This is a genomic window from Nesterenkonia cremea, from assembly GCF_014642675.1.
Classification (GTDB): Bacteria; Actinomycetota; Actinomycetes; order Actinomycetales; family Micrococcaceae; genus Nesterenkonia; species Nesterenkonia cremea.
Genome location: NZ_BMIS01000001.1, coordinates 56,739 through 69,622, shown reverse-complemented (window position 1 = coordinate 69,622; position 12,884 = coordinate 56,739). Strand labels below are relative to the sequence as shown.

General features: G+C 66.5%; 10 protein-coding genes. 7 read left to right on the top strand and 3 right to left on the bottom strand.

Annotated elements, in window-relative coordinates:
* Entirely contained in the window at positions 1-1,785 is a 1,785-nt protein-coding gene (gene murJ, locus IEW85_RS00305) for a murein biosynthesis integral membrane protein MurJ (RefSeq protein ID WP_188681992.1), read from the bottom strand.
* A gap of 23 nt (positions 1,786-1,808) precedes the next feature.
* Complete coding sequence (locus IEW85_RS00300) at positions 1,809-2,378, bottom strand: NUDIX hydrolase (protein ID WP_188681991.1); 570 nt, start codon at positions 2,376-2,378, stop codon at positions 1,809-1,811.
* 137 nt (positions 2,379-2,515) lie between these two features.
* Here IEW85_RS00300 and IEW85_RS00295 point away from each other — a divergent pair, with 137 nt between their 5' ends.
* Positions 2,516-3,940: a CCA tRNA nucleotidyltransferase gene (locus IEW85_RS00295; RefSeq protein ID WP_188681990.1), complete on the top strand. Its 1,425-nt coding sequence runs from the start codon at positions 2,516-2,518 to the stop codon at positions 3,938-3,940.
* A 19-nt stretch (positions 3,941-3,959) separates the two neighbouring features.
* Here the strand turns inward: IEW85_RS00295 and IEW85_RS00290 are convergent, their stop codons facing one another.
* Positions 3,960-5,045, bottom strand: a complete 1,086-nt coding sequence (locus IEW85_RS00290; RefSeq protein ID WP_188682449.1) for an inositol-3-phosphate synthase — start codon at positions 5,043-5,045, stop codon at positions 3,960-3,962.
* A 238-nt stretch (positions 5,046-5,283) separates the two neighbouring features.
* On the opposite strand from IEW85_RS00290, the gene IEW85_RS00285 reads away from it, so the two are divergent.
* The 6 genes from IEW85_RS00285 to IEW85_RS00260 all read left to right on the top strand — a co-directional run bounded on the left by IEW85_RS00285 (position 5,284) and on the right by IEW85_RS00260 (position 12,880).
* Positions 5,284-6,582 carry a glycosyltransferase family 87 protein gene (locus IEW85_RS00285; RefSeq protein WP_229658669.1) on the top strand — a complete coding sequence of 433 codons (1,299 nt, stop codon included), beginning with the start codon at positions 5,284-5,286 and terminating at the stop codon, positions 6,580-6,582.
* A 93-nt stretch (positions 6,583-6,675) separates the two neighbouring features.
* Positions 6,676-7,656, top strand: coding sequence for a TAXI family TRAP transporter solute-binding subunit (locus IEW85_RS00280; RefSeq protein ID WP_188681988.1), 981 nt, complete (start codon positions 6,676-6,678; stop codon positions 7,654-7,656).
* Entirely contained in the window at positions 7,653-9,794 is a 2,142-nt protein-coding gene (locus tag IEW85_RS00275; RefSeq protein ID WP_229658668.1) for a TRAP transporter permease, read from the top strand. Before IEW85_RS00280 ends, IEW85_RS00275 begins: the two co-directional genes overlap by 4 nt.
* 21 nt (positions 9,795-9,815) lie before the next feature.
* Entirely contained in the window at positions 9,816-10,997 is a 1,182-nt protein-coding gene (locus tag IEW85_RS00270; protein ID WP_188681987.1) for a DUF418 domain-containing protein, read from the top strand.
* Between the two features lie 99 nt (positions 10,998-11,096).
* Positions 11,097-12,008: an ABC transporter ATP-binding protein gene (locus tag IEW85_RS00265; RefSeq protein WP_188681986.1), complete on the top strand. Its 912-nt coding sequence runs from the start codon at positions 11,097-11,099 to the stop codon at positions 12,006-12,008.
* On the top strand, positions 12,005-12,880 hold the full coding sequence (locus IEW85_RS00260) for an ABC transporter permease subunit (RefSeq protein ID WP_188681985.1): 876 nt from the start codon (positions 12,005-12,007) through the stop codon (positions 12,878-12,880). The genes IEW85_RS00265 and IEW85_RS00260 overlap by 4 nt, the downstream gene beginning before the upstream one ends.
* Positions 12,881-12,884 lie beyond the last annotated feature (4 nt).

The following is a 12,884-nucleotide window of genomic DNA, read 5'->3' as shown; positions in this document are numbered from 1 at the left end:
CTACCGGCTGAGCCTGCCCAGAGCTGGGATACGCCGGGCGAGCGGCTGGATGAAATCGTCAAACTCGCGGACCTTCAGGCTGCGCAGCACCACCACGAAGACCACGGCCATCACGACGCCGACCACAGCGCAGGTCACCAGCGCGCTGCCGATCGAACCCCAGGCGAAGCCCCAGGTGTAGCCGCCCAGCAGCCACAGCACACCGGCACCGGCGACGCCGGCCACCACGGCTGCGGCACCCGAGCGCGAGTAGGCGGCCAGCACCGAGCCGAAGCTGAATCCGCCCCAGCGGCGGACCACCAGCACGTGACAGATCACATATTGGAGCATGTGCAGCACGCTGAACATGCCCACCACCACGAAGGGAACCTGATAGTTCGGCAGGAACTGTGCCGAGACGTGGGTGACCGTCAGGCCCACCGCCGCGATGGCGGCGTAGATGAACATGGGGGTCTTGGCGTCCTCGGCCGCGTAGAAGACGCGCAGCAGGTAGAAGTTCGCCGAGCGGAACGGCATGCCTAGGGCGTGCAGGACCAGCAGCTGTCCGACGGCGGCGCCGGCCAGATGGGCATCGGCGGCCGAGCCGCCGAAGATGCGGCCCAGCGGGCCCGCCAGCACCAGGATGGCGATCATGAAGAACATCACCGGGATGGCGAAGATCCGTAGGCCTTCGTTGACGAGTTCACGGGCCCGGTCCATATGGCCCAGGTCCATGGAGCGGGAGAGCTGGTTGAACAGCACGGTGGCGATGGAGAGCACGAACACCGAATGCGGCAGGATCACCATCAGCTCGGCGATGTTCGCCGAGGTCTCGCCCGGGATGGAGGCCGGCGAGATGCCCTGGGCCTCGACCTCCTCACGGCCGGCGGTGGCCCCTGAGATCAGCCGGAAGTAGAGCAGATTGGCGACATTGCCGATGATCATGGCCACCAGCGTCCAGGCGGCGATCTTTCCGGTGGTCTTCAGTCCCATGCCGCGTATGCCGAACTTGGGCCGGATCTTCATGCCCAGCTTGGACAGCGGCCAGAGCAGCAGCAGCGCCTGGGCGATGATGCCGGCGGTGTGCCCGGCGGCCAGCCAGACGGTCTGTTGGGTGGTCCATTCGACCATCTGGTCATCGGCGGCGGAGTAGCTGCCGAAGGTGACGATGAAACTGATGATCACGGTGATCGCGATCATGTTGTTCAGCACCGGGGCCCACATGTACCAGCCGAATTTGGCGTTGGCGTTGAGGATCTGGCCCACCACGGCGTAGAACCCGTAGAAGAAGATCTGGGGGAGGGTCCAGGCGGCGAAGGCGGCACCGAGGACCAGCATGGGCTCGGACCATCCTCGGGTCAGCGCCATGACGATCGGATAGGCCATGGCCGTCAGCAGCAGGGTGAAGGCCGCCAGGATGACCGTGGTCAGAGTCAGCAGCCGGGAGGTGTAGTCGGCCCCGCGGTCCGGGCGTTTGGCGGCCTTGATGAGCTGGGGGACCAGCACCACGTTGAACATGCCGCCTGCCAGCAGCAGGTAGATCACGTTCGGGATGGTGTTGGCCTTCTCGAAGACATCCGCGATCAGCGTGGTCTGACCGATGGCCACGGCCAGCAGAGCCGTCCGGACGAATCCCAGCACGCGGGAGAGCAGCGTACCTGCTGCCATGACGGCGCTGGCCTTGGCCATGCCGTCCTTGGGCAGGTGGGAGTTCGGGTTGGCTGTGGCCTCGGCGTGGGGGGACCGGCCGGCGTCGGAATCCTGCTGATCCGCGGCCGTCCGGTCTGCGGGGGAAGTCTGTGTCATCGGGGAGGACTATAGCGGAGCCGTCAGAGCGAGTCCTGGATGACCTGTTGGGCGAGGCTCACGATCCGGCGCTCATTCGGGAAGGAGAGGATGCGCTCCAGCTCGTCCAGATTCACCCAGGCCACGTCCACGGCCTCATGGTCGGGATCGTTCTCCGTGGTGAGCTCTCCGCCCACAGCCTCCAGCAGGAAGTGATGGACCGTCTTATGCACCCGGTGGGTGGGGACGGTGAACCAGTATTCGATGCTGCCCAGGCTGGTCAGGATGGAGCCCTCGATGCCGGTCTCCTCGGCCACCTCGCGGACGGCGGCCTCCTCATGGTTCTCCTCGCCCTCGGGGTGACCCTTGGGCAGGCACCATTCCAGACGGCCGCCGCGGTTGTACCGGGCGATGATGGCGGCGTCGAAGCCCTGAGGGGCCGGACGGATGACCACACCGCCGGCGCTGACCTCCTCCACAGTGGGGAGCACACCGCGGCTGCGCGGAGGGTGAGGCACCGGAGGACGGCGGGAGGAGCGCGACGGCGTACGGGCAGCACCGATCGACGCCGTCAGGGGCGTCTGCCGTTCACCCTCGGTTCCCGAACTGGTCATACCCACTACTCTAATCGGCGTGGGCAACGCTGTTGTTCCATGATCCGTTCTGACCAGTGCCGACTCCTTCTGCTCGAAGGCGGCCTCGGCTCCCTGAGGGCTGCCATGGTGCCGGTGTGTGGGAAACTGAGAGGGCTATGCCTTACCTTCCCTCTGGTTTCCCCGACGGCGCGTGGCTGCCGGATGTCGTCGTCGAGCTCGGCGAGGTCTTCGCCGCCGCAGGATTCGAGCTGTCGCTGGTCGGCGGACCGGTGCGTGACCTCTTCCTGCGCCGCACCTCTCCGGACTTGGACTTCACCACGGACGCGACGCCGGACGAGATCATCTCCGCAGTCTCCGGCTGGGCCGATACCCACTGGGACATCGGCCGGGACTTCGGCACCATCGGCATCCGCAAGGGCGATGACACCATCGAGGTGACCACCTACCGGGCCGAGGCCTATGATCCTGAGTCCCGCAAGCCCGAGGTGCGCTTCGGCCGCGACCTGGGAGATGACCTGGTCCGTCGAGACTTCACCGTCAACGCCATGGCCCTGAGGCTCCCCAGCTTCGAGCTGGTGGACCCGCATGGTGGCGTCCGCGACCTCTCCGCCGGCCAGCTGCGCACCCCCGCCACTCCGGAGGAGTCCTTCTCCGATGACCCGCTGCGCATGATGCGGGCAGCTCGCTTCGCCTCCCAGCTGGGACTGGACGTGGCTGAGAGAGTGCGTGCGGCGATGACCGCGATGGCCGATCGGATCTCCATCGTCTCCGCCGAGCGGGTGCGCGAGGAGCTGGTGAAGCTGATCATCGGTGATCATCCGCGCGCCGGCGTCGACCTGCTGGTGGAGACCGGCCTGGCTGAGATCGTGCTGCCGGAGGTCCCTGCGCTGAAGCGTCTGGATGACGAGCACAACCGGCATAAGGACGTCTATCAGCATTCGCTGAAGGTGCTGGAGCAGGCCGCTGACCTGGAGACCGACGCCGACGGCCCGGTCCCTGGCCCGGACTTCATCCTGCGCTTCGCCGCTCTGATGCACGATGTGGGCAAGCCCAAGACCCGTCGCTTCGAGGCCCGCGGCGGGGTGAGCTTCCGCCATCATGACGTGGTCGGCGCCAAGCTCACGCGCAAGCGCATGCAGGCCCTGCGCTTCGACAAGGACACCATCAGGGCGGTCACCACGTTGGTGGAGCTGCATATGCGCTTCTACGGCTACGGAGATCAGGGCTGGACCGACTCCGCCGTGCGCCGCTATGTCACCGATGCCGGTGACCAGCTGGAGCGCCTGCACCGGCTGACCCGTTCCGATGTCACCACCCGGAACCGGAAGAAGGCCGCCCGTCTGGACCACGCCTATGACGATCTGGAGGACCGGATCGCCGCCCTGCGCGAGCAGGAGGAGCTGGACAGGATCCGGCCTCATCTGGACGGTCAGCAGATCATGTCCATCCTGGAGATCTCGCCCGGCCCCACAGTGGGCAAGGCCTACCAGTACCTGCTCGAGCACCGTATGGAGAACGGTCCGGTTCAGGAGGAGGAAGCAGTGGCCCTGCTCAAGCAGTGGTGGGCGGAACAGGACTGAGCCGGAGTGGGCTCGGGTCCTACCGTTTGAGCTCGCCGCGGATGAAGGCCTCCACCGCCTCGTGGGCCTCGGCGTCGTGGAGCTGCTCCGGCGGGGACTTCATGAAGCAGCTCGAGGCGGAGGTCAGCGGGCCGCCGATGCCGCGGTCCAGTCCGATCTTCGCCGCCCGGACGGCGTCGATGATGACCCCGGCGGAGTTCGGGGAGTCCCAGACCTCCAGCTTGTATTCGATGGATACCGGGGCGTCGCCGAAGTTGCGGCCTTCCAGGCGTACGTAGGCCCATTTGCGGTCATCGAGCCACTGAACATAGTCGGAGGGGCCGATGTGCACGTCCCTGTCCTGAAGGTCAGCCGAGGTGTTGGAGGTGACGGCCTGGGTCTTGGAGACCTTCTTGGACTCCAGCCGGTCGCGTTCCAACATGTTCTTGAAGTCCATGTTGCCGCCGACGTTGAGCTGATACGTGCGGTCCAGGATGACGCCGCGCCGCTCGAACAGGTGCGCCAACTCCCGGTGGGTGATCGTCGCCCCGATCTGGGACTTGATGTCATCTCCGACGATCGGGACTCCTGCCTGCTCGAACTTCTCGGCCCATTCGGGCACCCCTGCGATGAACACAGGAAGCGCATTGACGAAGGCGACGCCGGCGTCCAGGGCGGCCTGCGCATAGAACTTGGCCGCCTCCTCGGAGCCCACCGGCAGGTAGCAGACCAGGACGTCGACGGCGGCGTCCCGCAGGACGGCGGCGACGTCCACAGCCTCTGCTGGGGACTCGTCGATCATCTCCCGGTAGTAGCGGCCCAGTCCGTCCAGGGTGGGGCCGCGCAGCACCTCCACGCCGGTGGGCGGGACATCGGCGATCCGGACGGTGTTGTTCTCCGAGACCTCGATGGCCTTCGAGAGATCCAGGCCGACTTTGGCGGCGTCGACGTCGAAGGCGGTCACGAACTCGATGTCGGCGATGTGGTGATCCCCAAAGCGGACATGCATCAGTCCGGGGACCTGCTGATCGTCAGGGGCGTCCTTGTAGTACTCCACTCCCTGGATGAGGGAGGAGGCGCAGTTTCCCACACCTACGATCGCGACACGGATAGGGTTTGAGGCCAAGCTCATCTCTCCTCAGAGTCTAGGTAGGAGGCGTTCGGATGAGGCTCACTCTAATCGAGGAGACCCCAGGATGGTGACGAGGACCATATCGCGAGATGAGTACGTCGCGCCCACCCAGGACGATCCACTCCTCGCGCACCTCAGTGAGCGCGCCGGTGGTCCGGCCGGGCGCCGGCTGAGACGTCCCGGCGCCGGCACGTCCGCACGCTTCTGGAGCGTCCCCCGGGTCCTGGTCGCCATGACCGTGGGCATGATCCTGCTCTCCGCTCTGTCCATGCAGTGGTGCCGGGTCAACGGCTGGGCCGGCGACGGCATGAACCTCTACGGCTGCTACTCCGACATCGCCGCCCTCTACTCCGCCCGCGAACTGGACCAGAACCCCTGGGCGCCCTTCTCCGGGGAGCACTGGTTCGAATACCCGGTGCTCACCGGCCTGGTGGCCGCCATCTCTGCAGTGTTCACCCACGTGCTGGACGCCCTCTCAGTGGGTTACTGGGGCGCACGCACCGAGCTGCTCCACTGGGACATCAGCTTCCTGCTCATGGCCGGGGTCTGGATCCTGCTGGTCCTCACCGTGATGCGTACCGCCGGACGCGACGCCGGGCCCTCCTCCCGGCCCAGGCCCTGGGATGCGGCCATCGTGGCCCTGTCTCCCGCCATCCTCTTCGGCGCCGGCATCAACTGGGACCTCTGGGCCACTGGCGCTCTGGCCCTGGCCATCCTCTTCCACGTGCGCGGCCGCCACCTGGGCGCGGGGGTGATGGTCGGCGTCGGGGTCTCCTTCAAGATCTTTCCGCTGTTCCTGCTGGGGGCCGTCCTGGTCCTCGCGCTGCGGCATGAGCTTGTCCGGCGCGGACTGCTGGGCGGGCGCAGCTCCAGCGGGCGGGTGGGACTGCGTGAGCTCGGCCTGACCGCCGCTGGTGCCGCCGGCAGCTGGCTGATCATCAACCTGCCGGCCATGCTCGCCAGTTGGGACTCCTGGCAGCAGTTCTACGCCTACTCGGCCCAGCGTGGTGCCGGGAACTCGTCGGTCTGGCATGTCTGGCTGCTGGCCGACGGACAGGGTCTCACCGCAGATCAGGTCTCCTTCTGGAGCTTCACCCTGTTCCTGCTCTGCTGCCTGGCCGTGCTCGCCCTGGGCCTGTGTGCCCCGGAGGAGCCCCGCATGGTTCAGCTGCTGCTGCTGATCGTGGCGGCGTTCATGATCTTCAACAAGGTCTATTCGCCACAGTTCATGATCTGGCTGGTCCCGCTGATCGCCCTGGCATGCCCGCGCTGGCGGGACGCACTCATCTGGCAGGTGTTCCAGGTTCTGCACTTCTGGGCGATCTGGATGTACTTCCTGGGTCAGCAGCCCGAGGCCGTCCCGCAGCACACGCTGGGGGAGGGGATCTTCATGGCGGCGGTGATCGCCCAGTTCGCCGCCACCGGATACATCATGCTCCAGGTGATCCTGGACATCCGGCGGCCTGAACGCGATGTGGTGCGCGCCGACGTCCCTGAGTCGCGCCCTGAGGAGAGGAGGGGAGGATTGTAACCTCTGTGTTATGAGGCAGTTGTGTAGGATTTCAGTCACACTCGCCGGCTGGACACCACCGGCCGGGGAACTCCACCTGAAGAGGAGACGACCATGAGGATCCGACAGACTGCGACTGCCGCAGCGGCCACCGCCGCGCTGCTGGCACTGGCCGCATGCGGCAATGGTGATGGAGAGGGTGGCAACGGCGACGCCGAATACACCGATGACCTGACCTTCGCCACCGGCGGCACCGGGGGCGCTTACTATCCGCTGGGCGGCGAGCTCTCCACCATCTTCGAGAGCGAGACCGAGGCGTCCGTGAACTACGTCGAGACCGGCGGTTCCGCCGAGAACCTCGGCCAGATCCACCAGGGCCAGGCACAGTTGGGCCTGAGCCAGAACGACACCGCTGCTGATGCGATGAACGGCGACGTCGACGATCTCGACGGCGAGGCTATCGACAACTTCGGCTGGATCGCCAACCTCTACCCCGAGGCCATGCACATCGTGGTCCGCGACGATGCAGGCATCGAGTCCATCGAGGATCTCGACGGGGCCACCATCGCCGTGGGCGACGTGGGATCCGGCACCCGTGCCATCTCCGATGCCATCCTCGACTACTACGACGTCGACTACACCGCGGAGGAGACCGAGTTCGGCGACTCCACCGAGATGCTGGCCGACGGACAGATCGACGCCTCTCTGTTCGTGGTGGGTGTGCCGGTGGCGTCCCTGACCGAGCTGGCCCAGTCCACCGACGTCTCCCTGCTGTCCGTGGACGAGGGCGACGCTGAGGAGATGGCTGAGGAGGGCTTCTACGAGGCCTACACCATCGAGTCCGATGCCTATGACTTCCTTGAGGAGGACGTCACCACCCTGTCGGTCTTCGCCGCTCTGATCGCCTCCACCGATGAGGTCTCTGAGGATCTCGCCTACGAGATCACTTCTGCGCTGTTCGACAACGTCGACCAGATCACCGTGGACCAGGGTGCCTCCATCGACATCGAAGAGGCTCTGTACGGCATCGGCGACATCCCGCTGCACCCCGGTGCTGAGCGCTACTTCGAAGAGCAGGACATCGAAATTCCGTGAGCACGTCTCCTATAGAGCAGTCCCGGGCCAACGCCTTCCCGGAAGACGTGAAGCCCGGGGCAGCCTCTGAGGAGAAGGCCGACGAGATCCTCCGCGAGCACGACATCTCCAGCCGGTTCCGCACGGAACTGGGCTGGTGGGGGTGGCTCGTGGGGGGACTCGCGGTCGCCTTCACCGCCTACCACCTGTTCTCGGCGTTCTACCGCCCGTACAACACGTGGATGCACGGCTCCCTGCACGTGGCAGGAGCCGCCTCCCTGATCTTCCTGCTCTACCCCGCCTCCCGGGGCCTTCTGCGCTCGGCGGGCCCGGAGAGCAGCACCCTGCGGAACCTGCTCTCCGGCCGCCATCGCGGGGTGGCCTGGTACGACGTGTTGCTCGCAGCCGCCGCGATCTACTGCAGCACCTACATCTTCTTCAACTACGAGCATCTTGTCTCAAACCGGGTCCAGATGCTCGGCTATGACGACTGGGACATCATCGTCGCGCTGGTCGGCGTCGCCCTGATCCTCGAGGCCACCCGCCGCTGTGTGGGCCTGCCCATCGTGATCATCGCGGGCCTTGCCATCCTCTACGCCGTCTACGGCGACAACTCCCCGATCTTCTCCCACCGCGGGCAGGACTGGGGCGAGTTCGCCACCAATACCTTCTTGTCCTCCGGCTCCGGCATCTTCGGCACGCCGATCCAGGTCTCCGCGAACTTCATCTTTCTGTTCCTCTTCTTCGCGGTGGTGCTCATCCGCACCAACATCGGCCAGTTCTTCAACGATCTCGCCTTCCGTGCTGCGGGCCGCTTCACAGGAGGACCGGCCAAGGCGGCCATCGCCGCATCCGGTCTGCAGGGCATGATCTCCGGCTCCTCGGTGGCCAACACCGTGGCCTCCGGCTCCTTCACCATCCCGATCATGAAGAGGGCCGGCTTCAAGCCGCACATCGCAGCGGCCACCGAGGCCACCGCCTCCACCGGAGGGCAGATGATGCCACCCATCATGGGTGCGGCGGCCTTCATCATGGCCCAGAACATTCCTGAGCTGGAGTACAACGAGCTGATCGTCATCGCGATCGTCCCTGCCGGGCTCTACTTCCTGGGAGCCATGCTCAGCGTCCATTTCGAGGCCAAGCGCAACGGCCTCAAGGGCATGTCCCCGGAGGCTCTGCCCGCCTGGCGCTCCCTGCTGACACGCATCGACATGCTGCTGCCGCTGGTGGTCATCATGTCCACTCTGCTCTCCGGGATGAGCGCCATGCGCGCAGCCCTGTTCGGCATCGGCACCGCGCTCGCGATCAGCCTCATCCGCGCGATCTTCGAGCACTTTCTCCCGGTGATCCGCCAAGGCGTGGCCGAGGGAAAGAGTCCTTGGGTGGAGACCGGCAAGCTGCTGCTGGCTCTGATCCACGCGGTGATCGAGATGTTCATCGCCGGTGCGCGCACCGCTCTGCCGGTGATCGCGGCCTGTGCCAGTGCAGGCATCGTGGCCGGCACGGTCACCTCCACCGGTCTCGGCGGACAGCTGGGAAGCGGTCTGATGAATCTGGCCGGAGGCAACTTCCTGCTGCTGCTGTTCTTCGTGATGATCGCCTGCATCGTGCTGGGCATGGGTCTGCCCACCACGGCCAACTACGTGGTCACCGCGACTGTCGCAGCGCCGATCCTCTACACGAACTTCGATGTGCCGCTGATCGCGGCTCATATGTTCGTGTTCTTCTTCGGCATCCTGGCAGACATCACACCGCCGGTCTGTCTGGCCGCCTATGCGGGCGCTGGTATCGCAAACGCGAATCCGATGGCTGCCGGTGTGGCGGCTCTGAAGATCGCCTTCGCGGGGTTCCTGATCCCCTACGCCTTCATCCTGGAGCCGGCCCTGCTGCTGCAGGGCACGGTGACTGAGCTGCTGCTGGCCCTGGGCACGTTGATAGTGGGACTGGTCTCCATGGCCTCCGGCCTGGCCGGATATCTGCTGACCCGGGCGAACTGGTGGGAGCGTGCGCTGCTGATGATCGCCGGCGTCCTGCTGATCTACCCGGAGCCGATGATCTCTGGGGGCGGGTTGGCCCTGATGGCGGTTGCCGTCATCCTGCAGACCATCTCCCGCGGACGCCGCGGCACCCCGGCGGCGCCGACACCGGCGGCCGCCTGATCCATGCGGCGTCTGTGTGAGGTGGACGCCCTTCGGGCGTTGGCCCTGCTGGGCATCCTGGCGGCCAATGTCTGGTACTTCGCCGAACCGGAGTTCCTGGAGCACGGATGGCGCAGCGCCTCACGGGACACCCCGGCGGATCAGTTGGTCTCCTTCGCCACCACGCTGCTCATCGAGGGCAAGGCCTATGTGGTCTTCTCCTTCCTGTTCGGGCTCTCCTTCGTCTGGCAGTGGACCTCGGCCCAGCGGGCAGGAGCAGGGGAGGTGGCCAGGTCCCTGCGGCGCTTCGCCGCGCTGGCCGTGCTGGGAGTCCTCCACGGGGTCTTCCTGTTCAGCGGAGACATCCTGCTGGCCTACGCGATCCTGGGCTGCCTGCTGCTGGCCCTGCGCCGCGTGCAGCCGCGCTGGGCCGTACTGTTCGGCGTCGTGCTGCTGGCGGGCCTGCCGCTGCTGCTGCTGGTCGATACCTACCTGGCCCTGAGTGGGAATGGGTTCTCAGCCGCGGCCGCGGGGGACCCGGAGGCGGCCCGAGCCGCCTATGCCGGCGGACTGCCCTCGTATCTGGACTTCCAGCTGGAGGCATATGCCTGGGTGCTGCCCAATGTGCTGCTCGGCCAGGGTCCGATGGCCTTCGGCGCCTTCCTGATCGGACTGGCCGTGGGCCGGACCCAACTGATCGAACGGACCCTGCGCCGAGAGGTCCCCACAGCCCGGCTGACCCTGTGGATGGTTCCGGCGCTGATGCTGGGTCTGATGATCAGTTGGGCGGCTGCGCAGATGCTCTGGGGTCCGCCGGGCTCCACCGAGCCTGCCGGAGCCAGCTCCGCACAGGACCCCGCCGGAGAGCTGGTGGGTCAGACGCTGATCTTCCTGGCCGGTCCCGTCCAGGCATTCGGGTACGTGATCGCCGCACTGCTGATCCTGCGCAGCGAATTCTTCCGAATGCTGACCGACTGGCTCGCCCCGGCCGGACAGATGTCGCTGAGCAACTATCTGGGTCAGTCGCTGGTGCTGGCCCTGATCTTCTCCGGACTGGGCCTGGGACTGGCCGGGCAGCTGAGTGCTGCTGCCGTGGGCGGCGTCGTGGTCACCCTGTGGCTGACCCAGCTGGTGCTCTCCGGACTGTGGATGAAGCATCTGCGCCGCGGCCCGATGGAGGGGCTGGTGCGTGCGGTGACCTATGGGAGCAGTCGGCAGGGCTGAGGCGCTCTCACCCCAAAGACGGAGTGTGAGTTCATCCTCAGGGGTGGTGCTGTGAGCCCTGGGCCTGCGTAATTTGGGAAGCGTGGGAAGGAGCTCACTATGATCACCGCGGAGAACCTGCGGAAGACCTACGGGTCCAAGACCGCTGTGGACGGCATCAGTTTCACCGCACAGCCCGGCCGGGTCACCGGTTTCCTCGGGCCCAACGGTGCGGGCAAGTCCACCACGATGCGTATGGCCATGGGCCTGGACCGGCCCAGCGCGGGCAGCGTCACCGTGAACGGGCGGCCCTTCGAGAAGCATCGCGCCCCGCTGCGCGAGGTCGGGGCAGTCCTCGACGCCGGCGCCACCCACCCGGGGCGCACGGCCCGCCAGCACCTGAAGGTCCTGGCCGCCACCCATGGCATCGGCGCCAAGCGGGTGGAGGAGGTCATCGAACTGACCGGGCTGGAGGCCGTGGCGAAGAAGCGGATCAAGGGCTTCTCACTGGGCATGAACCAGCGGCTGGGCATCGCCGCCGCACTGCTGGGGGATCCGGCCACGCTGATCTTCGATGAGCCGGTCAACGGCCTGGACCCCGAGGGTGTGCGCTGGGTGCGGCAGATGTGCCGACAGCTGGCCGCCGAGGGGCGGACCGTGTTCCTCTCCTCCCATCTGATGAGCGAGATGTCTCAGACTGCCGACCACCTGGTGGTCCTGGGCCGCGGCCGGATCATCGCCGATGCGCCCATCCAGGACATCATCGACTCCGGCGGACCCGGCCGGGTGCTGGTGCGCAGCGAGCAGGCCACCGCCCTGATGAACGCTCTCTCGGCCCCGGAGGTCACCCTGACCAGCCGCGACGCCGAGACCTTCGAGGTCGCAGGGCTGGATCCCCGGACTGTGGGCCAGAGGGCCCTGGAGGTCGGAGCCGCGCTGCACGAACTCACTCCGCTGCAGTCCTCCCTGGAGGAGACCTATATGCAGCTCACCAATGACGAGGTGGAATACCGGTCAGGAGGCCTGTCATGAACGTGAACATCGCCCAAGGAACCTCCCCTGAGCAGGCGCAGCCCCGCTTCGACACCGATCCCTCGCTGAGCGGGCTGAGCTTCTTCGGAGTTCTGCGCTCCGAGTTCGCCAAGCTGCTGGCGCTGCGGACCACGTTCTGGCTCTCGCTGATCTCGGTGGGACTCTTCGTCCTCATCGGTGGTGCTGCGGCCGCCAGCCTGCAGGCGCTGAGCGCTGACGACGGCTTCGGCGTCGATGAGGCCTTCGGAGGGATGTCGGCCTCCACCGTCGCCTCCGGCGTGGCCTCCGGCGGCCTCTTCGCCATGCTGCTGCTCGGTGCGCTCGGCGTGATCGCTATGACCACCGAGTTCACCTCCGGAGCGGTGCGCTCCTCCTTGGCGGCAGTGCCGCGGCGCGGCATGCTCTACCTGGCTAAGGCCGTGGCCGTGTTCGTGGTGGTGGCCGCGGTGGCAGTGATCGCCATGCTGTTCGCCCACGTGGTGGCAGTGATGTTTGCCGATGCGCTGTCTCTGGGCAGCCCCTTCACCGACTCCGACGTCGCCCAGATCTACGGCGGCACGGTGGCCGGCATCCTCTCCTGCGCCCTCTTCGGACTGGGCCTGGGTGCGCTGCTGCGCAGCTCCGCCGGCGGCATCGTGCTGCTGACCGTGATGCTCTTCGTGGTGCAGATGGTGCTGGCGATCCTGTGGCAGACGGCCGGTCAGGACTGGCTGGAGGTGCTGTTGGAGTATGAGTACAACAGCGTCCTGATGAGCCTGTCACTGCCTGGGGACTCCAACCCGTCCTCCTCGGTGGGTGCCGTGGCCACCGTCATCTGGACCGCCGTGCCCTTCGGCCTGGGCTGGCTGGCCTTCGCCAAGCGGGACGTGTGATGTC